This window comes from Puniceicoccus vermicola (assembly GCF_014230055.1).
In the GTDB taxonomy this organism is placed as follows: Bacteria; Verrucomicrobiota; Verrucomicrobiia; order Opitutales; family Puniceicoccaceae; genus Puniceicoccus; species Puniceicoccus vermicola.
The window spans coordinates 1-17,145 of sequence record NZ_JACHVA010000107.1 but is presented as its reverse complement, the minus strand read 5'-3'; the positions used below and the strand labels follow the sequence as shown (position 1 = coordinate 17,145).

10 protein-coding genes are annotated in these 17,145 nt (G+C 53.4%); 2 read left to right on the top strand and 8 right to left on the bottom strand.

The window, feature by feature from the left end; genetic code table 11:
- Positions 1-217: 217 nt before the first annotated feature.
- Positions 218-3,469, bottom strand: a complete 3,252-nt coding sequence (locus tag H5P30_RS14280; RefSeq protein WP_185693609.1) for a PA14 domain-containing protein — start codon at positions 3,467-3,469, stop codon at positions 218-220.
- Positions 3,470-3,555: 86 nt separating this feature from the next.
- Entirely contained in the window at positions 3,556-4,638 is a 1,083-nt protein-coding gene (locus H5P30_RS14275) for a Gfo/Idh/MocA family protein (RefSeq protein ID WP_185693608.1), read from the bottom strand.
- A gap of 234 nt (positions 4,639-4,872) precedes the next feature.
- On the opposite strand from H5P30_RS14275, the gene H5P30_RS14270 reads away from it, so the two are divergent.
- Positions 4,873-5,952, top strand: coding sequence for a GntR family transcriptional regulator (locus H5P30_RS14270; RefSeq protein ID WP_185693607.1), 1,080 nt, complete (start codon positions 4,873-4,875; stop codon positions 5,950-5,952).
- 28 nt (positions 5,953-5,980) lie between these two features.
- Here the strand turns inward: H5P30_RS14270 and H5P30_RS14265 are convergent, their stop codons facing one another.
- Positions 5,981-7,687 carry an alpha-glucosidase gene (locus H5P30_RS14265; RefSeq protein ID WP_185693606.1) on the bottom strand — a complete coding sequence of 569 codons (1,707 nt, stop codon included), beginning with the start codon at positions 7,685-7,687 and terminating at the stop codon, positions 5,981-5,983.
- An 86-nt stretch (positions 7,688-7,773) separates the two neighbouring features.
- Positions 7,774-9,294 carry an alpha-L-rhamnosidase-related protein gene (locus tag H5P30_RS14260; protein ID WP_185693605.1) on the bottom strand — a complete coding sequence of 507 codons (1,521 nt, stop codon included), beginning with the start codon at positions 9,292-9,294 and terminating at the stop codon, positions 7,774-7,776.
- A gap of 440 nt (positions 9,295-9,734) precedes the next feature.
- Here H5P30_RS14260 and H5P30_RS14255 point away from each other — a divergent pair, with 440 nt between their 5' ends.
- Positions 9,735-11,126, top strand: coding sequence for a sulfatase-like hydrolase/transferase (locus tag H5P30_RS14255; protein WP_185693604.1), 1,392 nt, complete (start codon positions 9,735-9,737; stop codon positions 11,124-11,126).
- Positions 11,127-11,174: 48 nt separating this feature from the next.
- Here H5P30_RS14255 and H5P30_RS14250 read toward each other — a convergent pair whose 3' ends face one another.
- The 4 genes from H5P30_RS14250 to H5P30_RS14235 form a co-directional block, all read right to left on the bottom strand.
- Positions 11,175-12,527 (bottom strand): GH1 family beta-glucosidase, encoded by a 1,353-nt coding sequence (locus tag H5P30_RS14250; protein WP_185693603.1) that lies wholly within the window; start codon positions 12,525-12,527, stop codon positions 11,175-11,177.
- Positions 12,528-12,532: 5 nt separating this feature from the next.
- The gene (locus H5P30_RS14245) at positions 12,533-14,860 is read right to left on the bottom strand and encodes a glycoside hydrolase family 31 protein (protein ID WP_185693602.1); all 2,328 of its coding nucleotides are present in this window, start codon (positions 14,858-14,860) and stop codon (positions 12,533-12,535) included.
- Positions 14,861-15,235: 375 nt separating this feature from the next.
- Positions 15,236-15,892, bottom strand: coding sequence for a hypothetical protein (locus H5P30_RS14240; RefSeq protein WP_185693601.1), 657 nt, complete (start codon positions 15,890-15,892; stop codon positions 15,236-15,238).
- A gap of 29 nt (positions 15,893-15,921) precedes the next feature.
- Positions 15,922-17,145: helix-hairpin-helix domain-containing protein (locus H5P30_RS14235; protein ID WP_221774371.1), on the bottom strand; the 1,224-nt coding region annotated here is incomplete at its 5' end.

The following is a 17,145-nucleotide window of genomic DNA, read 5'->3' as shown; positions in this document are numbered from 1 at the left end:
ATTACTATCCTGAAACTTGGTTATCAGAACCCATGAAAGACCCTCACAAAGACCGTTTACTTCAACCTCGACGACTTGTGCTGGCAAGCGCTTCAACATCTTAAAAAAGAGGCTTCCCTACCGCCGCAAATCTGCCAGGAACGTCAGAATCCCCATGATCCTAAGAATCGGAGACTACTGAAGCGAGTGGTTCAGATCGAGATCTCGCTGTGCTACTCTACTTTTCAGTATAGAGAGCGCTGGAGGGAACGTGCTCGATGGGTTGGCTGAGGCTTTCCCAGCTCAGGTGCAGCTCGTCGGCGGGGGTGCCTTTCCATTCCACTCGTATCGGAACCTTTTTTCCGGCTCGGAACGGGATGGGTTGGGAAAACGCTTTTTTATCCCTCGGTGAGTCAGTGGTCTCCACTACGAGTTCGCCGTCGATCCAGACGCGAGCGATGCCCTCCTTCTTATAGAGGGCGAGAGTGTAGTCTTCCGTAAATCGAGGTTCGAGATATCCGCTCCAGCGGGCGGTAAAATCCTCGTTCTGGGGAATCGAGGCAGTGAGTTTTTCCGGCCAAAGCACTTCCGGCATCCTCCTTTTCTCAGCCCGGTTGGGTTCAAACCAGAGGCGCGGAGAGACGGTTTCCAGCACGGGCTGCTCATTTCCGGTTTCACTGGCAAAAAATTCCGCGCGGAGTCCGATCCCGTCTTGAGCGGCGAGCTGACCGGCCGGAGCGGAGATTTTCAGAGTGCCTTCCTGACGTTCAAAGTTGTCCCAGCCCGTGACGCGGTAGGCCGGGCAACTGTTCCAGCCTGACCCCACAAAGATCACCTCCCCATTTTCCCGTTCGATCAGGGAGCCGCCAAGATTCATGTCGTATTGAAGCAACGCCTGACCGGTATCGGCTTCGTAACCTCTGGTTCCGCCGATCCACCACGAATACACCCGAATGGGCAATCCATCGTCGGCACGCCGATCAAAAAGTCCTCCGGCATAGAGTCCGTCCTCGGTCCAGAATTCGACAGGGTTCACCACCTTATCGCAGACACCGATGGTACCATTGACCATGCCGGCAAAGCGGAGCGGGTGTTGCATTTTGCCCGGCACCCTTTCTTGGCGGGAAGCGAGGGGGGCGACTTGCCAGAGGAGTTCACCTTCGGGGTTCCATTTTTGTACGCCAACCGCAGAGGACTTGTTGGCGGGCCAGAAACTGCCGTGTCCGAGATTGTAGGTGCCGATGGAATAATACCCATCACCGAGACCTTGGATGAGTTGATAGATATCGCCTGAAGGAGCGACGAAAACAGCGCGGGCGCGCTCAATGTCGGTTGACGCGGTCGGGGGCAAAAGGGGCTCGGAGATAGCCCAATCCCAGATCGGAGAGCCGCTGGCGGTGTAGCCCTGCAGCGGATAACGGGTCCAAAACGGAGTCGGTTCATTGCGATTTTGGGTACGGGAGCCGCGTTTGAGCACGCTCAAGTCGTCAAGAATACCGAAGCTGCCTCGCTGATCCCGCTCGTCTTTCTTCCGTCTGGCGAGCCGGAATTCGTTCGCTTGCATTTCGTAGTCGCCATTGGCATCGGCCCATCCGTAGCTGCGATAGAGCGAAAAGTTGGTCTCGGGATCATCCCCCGCCAGCGCGATGGCCTCCAGCCATGGTTTGGGAAGATCTTCGACGGACGTCTTCCGCCACTCCTCGAGGTTTTCGGTGGGACGGACGATGTCGAGCACGCTGACTAGGCGAAGTTTCCCGGCGGCTTCGTCCACTTTGAGCAAGCCCATGTTTCCGCCGTAGAGATAGGTCTCGTTCTTGCCGTCATGATCGAGGTCGAGCCGTTTGACGGTGTGACGCTGAGCCATCTTTCGAGGGTTCACAAAATCGGAAGAATAGCCTTCGCCCCATTCATAGGTAGCGAGAACTTTCCAAGTGCGTTGGTCCCAGTCTACCTGGACCTGCATGATCCAGCCCCAAGAGGAATCCATCCAGAGAATGTCGGGGTTTTCAGGGTCGGGTGCGGCAAAAGTGTAGAACTGTTGACCCCCCAGCCATTCCCTGAGGATTTCCCCGTCGGCGCTGAAATGGACTGTGCGGCGGGGCGCGGACTTGGATTCGGTGATGAGAAACCCTCCCTTTCCATCGGCTGCAATGGCGGAGATCTGGAGGAAATTCTCCGGATGATAAATTCCCGTTTGGCGACCGCCTTCGCGGCCGAAAGTTTTTTGGAGCTTGAAGTCGGAATCAAAAAATTTGACCTGCTGGCTGGTACCGCCGTCGGCGACCCAAAATCCGCCATTCGAGGGATCGAAGGCGAGGGCGGTCACGTCGGTCAGTCCAGTGGCCTTGACTTCGCTTTGGCCATCCCGGGTGAGGGAAATCAACTCGTTGCCGCTGGCGACGAGAGCCGTTCCGGGGGCAACCAAGACAGCACGGCCCGTTTTGCCTTCAGGCAGTTGGGCGGTTGCGAGAATATCTGCGCTGACCGGGTCGATCCAAGCGACGGTACCCAAGGCTGGGTAGCAGGCAATCAGCTCGCCAAAACGGGCGTCGATGAAGTCAGGGACCGTGAGCAGTTTCATGTCGGCGACAGCCCAAGGTTGAGAATTTTTGGACAATGAGCGGAACGTTTGTTCAAACACGCCGCTTTCAGGAGTGGGGAGAGGGTTAAAGGTTCGGTATTGAGGAGGCGAGACGATCGTTTCGAATTCACCGGCGAGAGTGGTTGGAAACTGGTTTTTCCGAAAATCTCCATCCATTGTAAAGGGTGCGTTGTCGGCGTTGGCTTGTCCGATTTTTAGGCTGAGCAGATAACGTCCGGGGCCTGCGGGAATCCGTACCGATTTTTCTCCAACCGTCGGAGGGATGGGTTCGAGTTCACGGACGGGCAGGACGAGAGGAGCGCCTCCAGGATAAGGCAGGCCTTTTCGCAGGATCTTCTCACCTGTGGCGGCATCGAGCGTGTAGAGCATGCCGCTGGAGAGCAGGGCGTGGACTTTGCCGTTATCGACGCAGATTGCTTCGGGAGCCGTGGTTTCTAACTGGTCGATGAAGTATTCACTGCCGCCGGACAATTTTGCTTTGATCAGCATCGGGACGCCTTCCGGTTTCCCGGCGACGTAGAAAGAATCTCCATCGACGGCGAGACAGGCGGGACCGCCGTGCTGGCCGACCCAGAAATCGATTCCGGTGCTGACGCCGAGATTTACGAGGAACTCGGCCTTCATGCCCTGGGTGGAAAGGAGTTTCCAAGTGTAGTCGCCCGCCGGGACGGCGTGGCCATCGGGGTCGAGCCCATCCCAGAAAACGGTGTTCGCGCCGGCTGGTTGCGGGTCCGCATTCCGCAGAGTGCGCACCATTTTTCCCTCAGAGTCGTAGATCGCCAGGGACACCCGGCTGTCCTTTTCGAGAAAATAAGGGATCGTTAACTGGGCAAAAGCCGGAGTGAGCGTGAGACAGAGAGACAACGAAGTGAGGAATCGGAAAAGCATGAGATGATGGAGTGGGATTTTGATTGTGGATGTCCTGGATGGCTTCTTTTAACTGGGCTAGGCGGAGGTCGATGAAAGGTTCTGAGTCATCCATCTCCGAGAACCACCGGCATACCGGTACGCGCGGATTGCTCGGCGGCGAATACGATCCGCAGTGCGCTCAAACCATCCCGCAGAGAGGGGTAAACCGGCGTGGATTCCCGAATTGCTCGGAAAAAATTTACTAAATTGCCCGACACCTCGCTGCCGGCCGGCACCGATACTTCTTCAACGGGTTCCTTGCCTCCATCCATCCGTGCCTTCTGCATTTGCAAAACAGAGCCTTCATCGAAAAAGCGGTCCTCCCGATAGAGATTGGCACCCGTGCCGTAAATCTGAAGGGAATGCTTGTAAGGGGTAACATGAAAGGCACTCAGAGTTCCTACCAGCCCGGATTCAAACTTCAGATGGCAGATGGCTACATCGGCGGTTTGTGTCGTATGTACATCGTACCGCATCGTTGCATAGACTTCACGCACAGGTCCAAAATAGAACATCAATTCATGAAATCCATGGACGCCGCATTGAAACAAAATGCCTCCTGGATTCTTCTCTGGATCCCCTCTCCAGTCGCCCGGTCGAATCGTAAGCCCTCCATGGTCAGCGGTCGTTTTCTGGAAGGATGCAATCGTGCCCAACTCACCCGATTCGATCATTCTCTTCGTGACCAATGACATCTCACTCGAATAGTGAGCGACATGACCCACACCGATAATCACTCCAGTTTCTTTCTCCAGTTGGAGCAACCCATCCGCTTCTTCCGGAGTGGCACAGACCGGCTTCTCCACGAAAACATGTAGCCCTTTGCGTGCAGCCGACTCAATTTGAGCCGCGTGATGCAAAGCACCTGTTGAAATCACGACTGCCTCGACTCCAGCCGTCTCCAACAGCTCCTCATAGCTATTAGCAACCGAACAACCCTCTTCCCGACCTGCCAAACGGCAAGCCTCCTGATCCCAATCATAGACGGCTTCCAGCCGAAACAGTCCACTCTCTCGGAGCGTGTTCCTGCGATGTCGGCCAAAATTCTCCACCCCAACCTGCACGACGCGAACCGGATCGATGGTGCGAGAACCATTTATCAGGGATAAATGGGCTATGGAGTTATCGCTGAAGAGAAAATTTTTCATACGTTACAGCTGGAGCAAAACCTCCAACGCATAGTAAGCCTTACAGTTTGCGCGGATCCTGTAAAGACCAATTCTCACATTATCTTCGAACGAAACATACTCTCATCCATATTATGATTATCTTTCTAGTTTTCAGTATTTTATAGATTTTTTATTCTACCGAATCGCTCCAATCGAAGAATTTTTTCTGGCATAGTAATCATTACTGCCTAAAAACTACTGTCACCAGAATCAATGAAAGACCATCCGGCCAGCAAAATCAAAATCGATGCCAATGAGCCGACCTACCGCCAAGTCACCGAGCAGGTTCGCGGCCTCATTCTATCCGGAGACCTTCCCGTTGGTTCCCGACTCCCGGCAGTGCGCGACTTGGCCAACGATATCGGCACAAGCGTCTTTTCGATTCAGGAAGCCCTTGCGCCACTCGCAAGGGAGGGCCTGATCGAGCGGATTCCCTGGCGGGGGACCTTCGTCCTCGGCAACAAAATCCGACTCACCTCCGTCGGCCTGTATTTCGGCACTCTCCTTTCCACAGGTGGTGCGTTTTTCCAGGCTCTCTGCACCCAATTGTACCAACAACTCGAGAGTCGAGGAATCGAAGTCCATCTGATTATGGACAACCGACACCGCAGCGAACAAAGCAAGCCTTTCCCAAAACTGGTCCGGGCCATTCAGAACAACGAGATTCAAGCGGTAATCGGAGCCATGCTATCTTCTGACCATATCAGCTGGCTCCCTCAACTCGGAGTGCCCACGTCAATGATGACGCCAAAAGACCACACCCAGGCCGTTCACTTCGATTTTGACGACTTGTGCAGGCAAGCTCTTCAACAACTTAAGAAGAGAGGTGCTCATACCGTCGCAAATCTCCCCGGTCCTCTAGAGTCCACTTCGTCGGTAAACGAGTCCTTCGATAAAATCGCTCGCTCCCTTGATCTCGAACCCATTACACCTGCCTCAATCGAGGACGAACAATACCTACAAGGCCCTCGTGATGAAATCGGATACCACGCATTCCACCGATTGTGGAAACAGCCCCGCAAACCCGAAGGTATCCTCATATTTCCCGACAACATGGTGCCCGGAGTATGCATGGCGATCAAAGAGTTGCAGATCGACGTCCCGGAAGAACTCAAAATCGTCATCCATCGCAACAAAGGGGTTGGCCTACTCTGCCCGATTCCGGTCGATTCCGTTGTATTCAACGGCGAAGAGCTCGCCCGTGAACTCATCGCCAAACTTGATCAACAGCATGCGGGTGAATCCGTCACAAACGTCAGAATCCCCATGATACTAAGAACCGGTGACTATTGAAGCATTCGTGGACGCTTTCGTTTGATGCTTACGAAGAAAAGCAACCCCGATCAGTGCCCTTTTCCAGATAGATTCGAACCTCCCAAGGGAGAAGCTTGCCTGTGTCGCCACCAACGACATTCGATACGAAAGATTCCGATGAGAGAATCCTGAACGCTTCTGAGGGCAGTATGGTTTCGGTCCCCTTCCAATTGAAAAGAACGGCAACCGAAGTGTCCTCAAGCTTCCGACGAAACGCGTACACATTTTCTACTCCCGTTTCCAACAACCGAAAGTGACCGCGGCGAAGTGCCGGGATTTGGCGGCGCAAAGCCAACAACTTTCGATACCAATTCAACACCGACCCGGGATCACTGAGGGCCTCCTTTACGTTGATCGTGGTATGGTTCGGATTGAGCTTGAGCCAGGGCACGCCGGTCGCGAAACCGCCACCCGGAACACTGTCCCATTGCATAGGCGTCCGTCCGTTATCACGACTCGTCGTCTGCACCTCTCTCAGGGCGTCGGATGGCGGTAAGCCACTCGCACGGAGCTCTTTATATCGGTTTACCGTTGAGATATCGTTGTAATCATCAATCGATGAAAAACGCACATCGGTCATTCCAATTTCCTCACCCTGAAGCATGTAAGGCGTTCCCGGGGCGCAGAGAAGAAGGGCTGCTATACAAGTTGCACTCTCCTTTCGCCAGGCTCCATCATCGCCCAGTGCGGATACCTGACGACGTGAATCGTGATTATTAAAGGTTATGGTTGTCCAACCGCATTCACCACAATTCTCATACCAGGCTTCAATACGACGAAAGCCCTCCCCTATGTAGCCATTCTGAAAATACCACATGATATCGAACTGAAATATGCTATCCAGTTCTCGACGGTCTCGATTCACGTACAGGGGACCGGTTTCATGGTCGACCCTGTGACACTCTCCTACGGTTAAAACATCAAAATGGTCGAGAACCTCTCGACGCATTTCCTGCAAGAATGGATGCACGTTCTCATGCCCTATGGCCAACGCACCGGGGCGAACCAAAGTTCCGGGAACGCTATCCTCCGGAAGAGGCGCATTCGGCAATCCCGGTGCCTTGGCAATACGATTGATGACGTCCATACGAAATCCGTCGATTCCTTTCTCGAACCACCATCGCATCATATCGAACACCTCTCGACGAAGCGCGGCATTCTCCCAATTCAGGTCGGGCTGCTGAGGGGCAAAAAGGTGGAGGTAGTATTGTCCAGTCTTCTCATCCAGAGTCCAGGCAGGCCCTTCAAATTCCGCCTTCCAGTTATTCGGGGGCGCGCCATCGGGAGCCGGGTCGCGCCAAATATAATAGTCTCGGAAGGGATTGTCCCGAGAGGATCGAGCTTCCTGGAACCAGCGGTGTTGATCACTGGTGTGATTCACTACCAGATCCATGATGAGCCTCATCCCGCGGGAATGGATCGAATCAAGCATGGCATCAAAATCCTCCATTGTGCCAAACTCTTTCATAATCGCCCGATAATCAGCGATATCATATCCGTTGTCTACGTTGGGTGAATCGTAGACAGGCGAGAGCCAGAGTACGTCGACGCCCAAATCACGGAGGTAATCAAGGCGGGAGGTAATACCGGGCAAATCACCGATCCCATCGCCATTACTATCCATAAAGCTACGAGGGTAAATTTGGTAGACGACTACATCTTTCCACCATTTTCCGTCAGGAGCGCTATCAACTTTCAGGTCGCTTGTATTCATAAAGATACAGCACTCATCAACGCTGGGAAAAGGAGACAGCAAGAGTGCGATGAACCACTAGAAACGGTCCTCTGGGCAGAGCCCTGTCAACGAACCGCATCGCGGCGAATAAAATAAGACGGGGTGCAGCTCCAGGCATGACAGTAGCTATTGACACGATAGTCTTTATAGGGTGAAAGCTTGTCGTCCTCGGGAGAATAAACTTCCCAGAAAGTAGTCGCATCTTTCGCTAGCATCCCACCCCAATATTCTTTCAATAACAGAAGAGCCTCGTTTTCCAAGCCGCACTGAAAGAGAGCATCCACAACATAATGGTACAAATACGGACCTTTCGGGCGAACGACCCCCTCTTCCACCCAAAGAGCCTTGTACGATAAAGCGGATTGTTCCGGAGGCAATACCCCCGCCAAGGTCATCCATGCCCAACTGGCGAAAGACACCTGTCCCTCTGGACCGCTCAACCAAAGCGTCTTCTCTTTGCCATAGAAATGCTTTACCGCCGCGCTGATCATTTTATCACGAATCAATTCCAACTGATTCACACGCTCCGACAACCGCAATTTACCGGCAAATCGCAGACATGAATTCAACGCAAAAATAAAGAGGCCCTGCATGGCGGCCTGCTTATGCAGACCGTCGCACCAATCGATAAAGGACCATTGGTTCTCCGGCAAGTGAACGAGTCCCTCTTCGTCTACATGATTCAAAACGACATCTAGCTGGTAAAAGGCGATTTCTTGCAGATCACGAACGGTTTCCTTATCGCCCGTCGCATCGAAATATTCCGATAAGATGACCGGATAAAGGGCGGTGTAATCGACAATATAATCATTGCTGGCATGAGGCGTGGGAAACTCAAAAAGACTAGACGGAACTTGCCCTCTGTCATTGACCACAGCTGCGAACAGATAAAGGCAACGCTTCACCAAATGGTTCTGCCCAAAGGTCATGTAATTGCTCAATGCCTGCAACCGTAGATCCCCGATCCACAAGCGTCGGTCACGCTTAGGGCCGTCCTCGAAAACAGTCTGCATGCAATTTCCCAACGTTCTCAAACTAACTTGATCGAGATTCAAAAGTTCCGAATCGTCACCTCTCAGAGGGAACACTCTTGAAAAATCCGCACTAGTAACCGTGCGACAGCGAATCGCTGAAACATACAAAGGATGCCATTTTGGACCCGCAATTCTTCTGATTTTAAGATAGCGAAATGCGTACCGGCGGGGTAACTGAAATTTTCCCGAGGGATAGTCGATGGTGCATCGCTCTTCCTGCATCCAGGTGCGACTAAGACTCCCCTGGTAATCCTCCAAATCACCGGCTACTTCCGAAGGAACTTCACCAAAAACAAATTGAATTCCGTACGGGGAATCCGTCGGCTGATCGTTCACGTGAAAAGAGAATTCCACGTAACCGACCAAATGATGACCAAAATCGACGATCACCTCATCATCCAAACCGAGGCAAATATCCAATTCTCCCGACCGGAAGATCTCAACCACCTCCATCTTACATCCCTGAAACGCAGTGGAAATTTCAACAGGGCGAACGATCGCCTTAGGCTCCAATTCCTTGTGAAATAATTTCGGCTTACTGTCTTCCGCCATTTTCAGCCAGCTTCCTCTTCTGAACTCTATGGATTTCATCTACGCAAAAACGATATGACCGGAAAATGATTCGAATTTGGACCATCCATCATACGATTTCCTCAACGGCGCTGAACTTTCTTCTCTCACGCTCCATCTTTACAGGTTTCTTCGGGCTAACGGCAGGTGATCTATTGAAGTCATTTGTCGAAATTCTCAATGGACAGGGCGATAATATATCACTTTCATATCTTAATTCGCATTTGTCAAACACGATGAGACGCACTCCTCAAATGACAGCACTCCGATACATTTTCTCCTGAGATGGAGGATCGAGAGAATCAAGCCACTAAAAGCGGGTGCTCGAGCGGAAAGCCCGCAGAGAGTTTCAAAAAGATTCCGAACGTCCCATTTACATGCATTTTTCTGCTCCCGACACAAAGGCAACCGATCTACAATCTATGACCGACGAACGACCAAATATTGTTTTCATCTTCGCCGACGAATGGCGCGGCCAGGCAACCGGCTATGCCGGCGACCCCAACTGCCGCACCCCCCATCTTGATCGCTTTGCGGCTGAATCGATCAACTTCACAAACGCAACTGCCGGTTGCCCTGTCTGTTGCCCATACCGGGCAAGCCTCCTTACTGGACAGTATCCGCTTACCCACGGCGTGATCATCAATGACGTCGAACTGGATCCAAACGCTTATTCGATAGCCCGGGCCTTCAACGACGGCGGCTACCAAACTGCCTATATCGGCAAGTGGCACGTCTACGGCAGCCCGGACGGCCATTTGGGGAGACGAGAGGTGCGCGTTCCACGAGAATACCAATTGGGCTTTGAGTATTGGAAAGGCTTCGAATGCAACCACGACTACAACGATTCCCCTTACTTCTTCAACGAAGACCCGACTCCTCGGCGATGGGAGGGCTATGACGCGTTTGCCCAGAGTCAAGACGCCGCCAACTACATCGCTGATCATGCCCAAGACGACCAACCCTTTCTGCTCATGCTTTCGTGGGGACCTCCTCACTTCCCGCTGCACACCGCCCCGGAGAAGTATCGAGACTATTACAAGAATCGGGAAATCGTACTGCGCCCGAATGTTCCGTCCCATCTCCGCGAAAAAGCCGAGGCGGAGCTTCGCGGCTACTATGCCCACATCGCCGCCCTGGACGATGCTTTCGCCACCGTAAGGGATGCTATCGACAAGTCCGATATCGCGGACAACACCATTTTCGTATTCGCCGCAGACCACGGCGACATGCGCCAGAGTCAGGGTCTGAAGACCAAGCTCTTCCCCTGGGATGAGTCGGTGCGTGTTCCCTTCCTATTGCGGTGGCCAGACCAGCCACAAACGAAGGGATCGGAGCTATCCGTACCCATCGATGCACCCGATATCATGCCCACTCTGCTGGGACTATGCGACCTGCCGATCCCAGAAAGCGTTGAAGGCAGAGACTGGTCGCCTTTCATCCGCGGCGAAGAACAGCCCACCGGCGATGAGGCAGCTTTCCTCACTATCACGGCCGAGTTTACCGAAATTCTACACAACGGCATGAAAGCCTATCGCGGACTACGCTCATCTCGCAACACCTACGTTCGTAACAGCGACGGCCCTTGGTTGCTCTACGACAACCAAATCGATCCCTACCAAATGAACAACCTGATCGGCTCACCGGAGCACGCCGCTCTCCAGGCCAAGATGGAGAAGCGTCTCCAGGCACGATTAGACGAAATGGGCGACGAGTTTCTGACGGGATGGACCTACCTTGAACGGGCGGGACTCACCCACTACAAAGAAGTAAATTCGACGGTTCAGCAGCAGTGGAGTGATCCTTTCGCCTGATTCTGGATACGGTTCTGCCCCAAATTTATCCATCGGTGAAGGCTTCCGCTATATCAGCCCATTCGAGCGGATCACATTTTGATACCAGAACGCAGAATCCTTCAGGGTCCGCTCCTGCGTCGCATAGTCAACATAGGTCAATCCAAGTCGATATTTATAGCCGAAGTTCCATTCAAGGTTATCCAGAAAAGACCACTGAAAATAGGCCCGCACATCGACACCATCTTCGATGGCGCGATGAAGTTGCTTGAGATAGCGCGACAGGAAATCGATGCGCTGCGGGTCATGAACCTTCCCGTCTTCGCAGACCCAGTCCATTGAGGCTAGACCGTTCTCCGTAATCACAATCGGCAACTGATAACGTTCCTGTAGCAATTTGGGCCCCCAATAGAGAGACTGAGGCTCGACTGGCCACTCATACATCGTCAGAGGAAAGCCAGGCTTGCGCTTCATTTCCTCGAAAGGAGCGTCCTCACTCGCCCGAACCGTCAGTCCGTTGTAGATATTGGCCCCATAGAAGTCTAATGGCTGATTCATTACTTCCAAATCAGCGTCGTGATACCGAGGCATTGCCTTCCCGAACTGTCTCAGCCCATCTTCAGGGTAATGTCCGAGGATAACCGGGTCGCCAAACCAGGCGTTTGTCCACAGATGGGTCCCCGACATACCGAACATGGCGCGGCGTGCCGCTTCGATATCCTCAGGTGCTTCGGTAGCCGGATAACGAACCACCCCAACAGGAGCCCAGCCGACGGAAGGCGTGGTCTTTGCCTTGGCCCGAATCACCTGCGTGGCCTTCCCGTGTGCCATCAGCGCATGGTGAGTCACCCGCAATTGATCCGAAATATCGAGTTGAAGGCCGGGGGCATGAGTACCGGTTCCATGTCCCAGCCAAATGAAACACTGCGGCTCATTCAGGGTCATCCAACTCTGAACTCGATCCGAAAATCGATCGACAATCACTTCCGTATAGTCCGCAAACCAGTTAACGCTTTCACGGTTCAACCAACCGCCCCGGTAATAGAGTTCCAACGGATAATCCCAATGGAACAACGTGACCCATGGCGTTATATTGGCGGCAAGGCAGGCATCGATCACCTTATCGTAAAAATCGATCCCCTTCTGGTTTAGCCGACCCGTGCCCTCCGGAAGAATCCGCGGCCAGGAGATCGACAGGCGATAGGCCTGGGCTCCGATTTGCCTTATGATTTTCACATCGTCGGAATACCGGTTGTAGTGATCACAAGCGATCTCACCCGTGTCTCCGTTATCCACTTTCCCTTCCCATCGGCAAAAGGCATCCCACACACTTTCACCACGGTCGTCTACATTGACGCCGCCCTCGATCTGATAGCTGGCGGCGGCAACGCCCCAGATAAAATCTTTCGGAAATTTCTTCATTGGCTCTATCCCTTCTGTCCGCGAGCCATTGTTATAACGGACTCTGCTTCGCTAATTTCATTCATCTCGATTCGGAAAACACTCTCATCTGCTGTCGATTCGTCGGCTACATCCAGCGATTGCCCCCCTTCGACCCCGGCAAGGCTCAGAGACTCCCCGTGGACTTTGATGACAATCTGTTCGGGCATCGGGACGTCAGTAGATCGGTGAACGCATTTCCAATTCACCGCAACGCCCTGTTCAGTTTCCTCGGATCTGAATTCGATGAGGTTGTAATGCCCTTGCTCATGGCGGCAGCTTATCCCGTCGTCCAAGTAGAGTGTGAACGTATCACGATGCCCCGGACCGGCGGGATGAAGCTCGACGCAGAGGGTGCGTGGCAGAAAGCCCGCGCGCAAGCTGTAGTCTTGTTTGACAACGATACTGCCCTTGCGAACAAAGACCGGGAAGATGTCCAATTCACAAATAAGGCGCCGAGGCTGGTCGCCAGTGAAGGATTCGCCTGTAAGCATGTGTACCCACTCGCCCGGGGGCAGGTGTAGATCGCGCCAGCTACCGGGGGTAACGATGGGCGCACAGTAAATACGGTCACCTAGGAAATAACTATCCCAAATCGAATAGCCCTCCTCCCAGTCAGGCGCCTCCAAGGGATTACTTCGACAAAGCGGAAGTCCTGTCTGCGAACTCTCCCACGTGAGGGTGTAAAAGTAAGGCAGCAGTTCCATGCGCCAGCGAATCGCTTTGGCGAAGGCGATTTCGCAGAGTTCGCTTTCATACTTCCAGGGGCGGCGCTCGCCACCGTAACTGGAATGCAATCGACAAACCGGACTCATGACCCCCCACTGCAACCACCGCAGGTAGAGCTCGAGATCGAGGTAATATCCCGAGGATTTATGCCCCCCGATATCATGGGTCATCATCGATTGCCCGATGTGACCGGCCCGCAGGGTATACTCCACCTGACTCTCGAGCACCTCGAACTGGCACAAGGTATCGCCGGTAAAGTAGAACGGATAGCGGTGTGACCCCAATCCCGCACTCCGAGAATAGATCATCGGACGCCTCTCGGGTGAATTCTCTTTTATATGCCGAAAAAAGACCTCATTGGTCCAGAACTGAGGGCAGATGAGATCCTCATCCCCGGGCCCCGGTCCGTCAATCCACCAGAAGTCGACACCATCCTCCTGAATGGGTTTGTGCAGTACATCCATAAATGCCGCAGCGTGTCGTTCCTCGGTCAACTCATAGTTTCCGGCAAATTTCACTCCGTCCGGACGTTCCTCTACAACAGGATCGATTCCCGCCGCATCGATAAAATCCTGGTAACGACTGTCCGCGATCGGGACGCCTTTGGGGTGGAGATTGAGCGTTGTGTAAATACTTTGAGCGTGAAGTTCATCGAGAAACTGTTTCGGGTTGGGGATATGGCTCTCGTCCCAGTCCCAGCCAATCCAGCCGTGTTGATGCCATTCGAGATCCAACACCAACACGTCCAGCGGCAAATCACGCTTTGAGAACTCGGAAATCAACTCTTCAAGACCCTCTCGATTGAAGGTCGGGTACCGCGAGTACCAAAGCCCTAAGCTGTACCGGGGAGGCATGGGAGCGGGGCCGAAGAGTGCAATGTAGTCGGCAAGAGCCTCCTTGAAGTCATTTCCATAGACAAAAAGGTAAAGGTCCAATGCCTCGTCCCCGGCTCCGCGCGGCGTCAACCAGTTGGTTTCCGGATCGATTACCGGCTGCTCACTATCGTTATAGAGGAAATAGCCAGCGCGACTGAGGATACCCGGGGGATATTTTCTCCGTTCCTGAAGCAATTTGAGAATACCGGCCGGCAGATCTTCGTCTTTGTTCTCCGCAATCACCTGCTCGAGACTGCCGCTCGCATCATAGTTCGCCGCTTCGATGCCCCAGCCTTTATAGGCCCACAAACAGAACATGTGATCGTTTACATGATAGGCATCCGTAGCGGGATGAACCCCTTCGGCGATTATGCCTCGTTGAACGGCATCCATCGACATATGGGCCCCTCCCAGATTCTCCTCATCGACTTGTCCAGGCGTCCAAATCAGGTCGCCGCTATGCGGATGATGCACTTTCAAATTGCCGGAGTGAAAGGGCCTCCCGTCAGGTTTGTAATGAATTTCGAGCTTTTCCGTTCGCAGAAGCAGCGTTCCGTCATCACGCACTTCCTCCTCCAAAAAAGGGATCGCCTCGGGCCGCGCTAACGCTCGGACACTCTTGCGATCTTCAAAACGACCCTCCGGATCGTATTCCATCCGGACCAGCCCGGAACTAATACAGGAGAAACGTGCGTTTTCGAAACCTTTCATAAATCTACATATTTATCGCTCCCAGAAGAAAAATACCACTTTAATACCGGTTGCAAATAAAATTTACCTTCCCGTTTTTGTATGACGCTCTCTCTTCAAATACTCATATAATCTGAAGGGAACTTCGAGCACCGGATATCTCTTTGGGATAGGCGCAATAATGGCGAAAATTTGTTCAACTGGGCTTAGATGCCTTTCCCCCAAACAAAGCTATGGTCACTTCAGTCCTCGCAAAAGCCTGTATCCACGACCTTGCCTTCTTGACCGATCCAATCATCCCCCCATTTGGGCTGAAGGAATCGCCCACCCTTTCCAGAAACGAACAAATCACTCGATTCGATGAGAAGCTGGACACCATTTCTCGATTGAATCCCCTCACTCAACCTGGCTCGTAATTTCCCGAACCCGGATTTTCTCGTCATCTTGAACGAACAACAACATCGTCCGAGAGCCCTCAAACACTGGCAAATAGGTTGAGTAGAAAATCTGCCAACCATCGGTCTCCGTCTCGGCAACCGCAAGCGCCGCGGCTCCCTTGTTCAGGTCGACGTCGATTTCATAGCGTAATGTTTGCCCTGAATCGACCAGAACCGGTTTCGAGTCTTTTCCCAAACGGAAAGCGACTCTCCTGTTTGTGGTATTGATTAGCAACCAATCCCGCGCGCTTGCCGAAGTGAGATTATTCGCCAGGGCTACATACCGGGGACGTTCCCCATTCATCCAGCCGAGCAACAAAATGTCCTCGGCATCCTTCGGCAAAGGCACCCTGGCAACCACGGGAGGGAGACCCTCATTTGCCATTGGCAGGCGCTTGAACAAAGGCAATGGACTGGTCGCGCTCACTGTCACGGGTTTGGACGGTTGATAGTGGGAAAACGAGATTGGATGAAACTCGGCATCCTCTCGAAGAAACACCTCAGGCAACTGATCATTCCGGCTCAACGCCAAGGATCGCACTTCAATTGTTTGTTCCTGTGCGGAAACCTGAACCAACGCAGCACAGGCGACCAAGATCAAATAGAAAGATTTCATTAGGAATCAGTATCAGTAGCTAAAGAATTTCAAACCTCGTCGGGATTCAACCAGCGAAACCTCGTAATGCGAAACTGGCGACCGAATGGACTCGTAGGATCCACGAGTTCCGCCCGGTAGTCCTCTTCGCTCGCCGCCTCCTCGGTCAGCACCGGGTCAGGGAACCGCTGCACCGTCGCCTCGCACCACGCGCGTGAGACCACTTCACCGGTCACGGGCGACACCCTATCACCGTAGACTCTTACCGTGAACGTGTCCGAGCGCACCGTCATATACGGGGACAGCGCCTGCAGGATATCTCCTTGCTGCAGATAGCCGGGAAAACCGGCGGCCTGCGACATTTGCCCGGGGACGGAGGGATTCGTGGCCTCCTCAGCGATATCCCCGTCTATGCTGATGTTGATCGTCCGATCAATCGCCGCCTGTAGCGCACCCGCCTCTCCCAGCTCGCCGTCCTCCAACTTCCGATTGACGAAGTCGCCCAAGCTCAGAAATGGACCCCGCTTGCGGACTTCCACGACGATCTCTTCGGCCAAGCGCCGCACCTCTTCCTGCTTCAGCGTGCGGAAGCCGATCCAGAAACTATCGTTCCCCTCCCCTGCCGGACTCTCCGGGCTGGTATTATCCATTACCATCTGCACCCGGGGGAACCGCACTCCCTCGATTTCGCTTGAAGACCAAAAATCGGCGATCTGACCATTCTCGGTGAGCTTCTGGACCGGCAGTTTGTGCGTGCCGGAAAGAAAAGCTTCCCACGCATCGACCGAGGTCGAGTTCACATTGAACATCCCTTCAACCATGAGATGACCCGCGTTGTGAAAGAAGCTTCCGGACTCCTCGTCGCCAACATCCTGGAGCACCTCCGCAGTGAATTGGGAATCGCCCGGAGTGTAGGGCTTAAAACGGGGATTGGGCAAAGAGGCCTCGCCGCTCAGCAACTCTTCGAAGGACGGCTCGATTCCCGTCTCACCGTAGTTGTCGGCGACCTGCGGGATCGTCGTAAAGATGAAGCTATCCCAAAGGTGTTCATTGACCAGATACGACGCGTCATAGAGATTGAACGATCCACTGATTCCCCAGTTTTCATCCTCGTCCAGACCCGTATCGAAACCGCTAAACTGATCGGTCACGCTCGCCCGCCATTGATCCAGTGGCTTGATCCGGGGATTCGGGTACGAGTTGCCGACAATATAAGACGGCTCGTAACTAAAGCGTCCGGCGTTTGCATGCTGCAACTGCCCGAGCGAAACCAG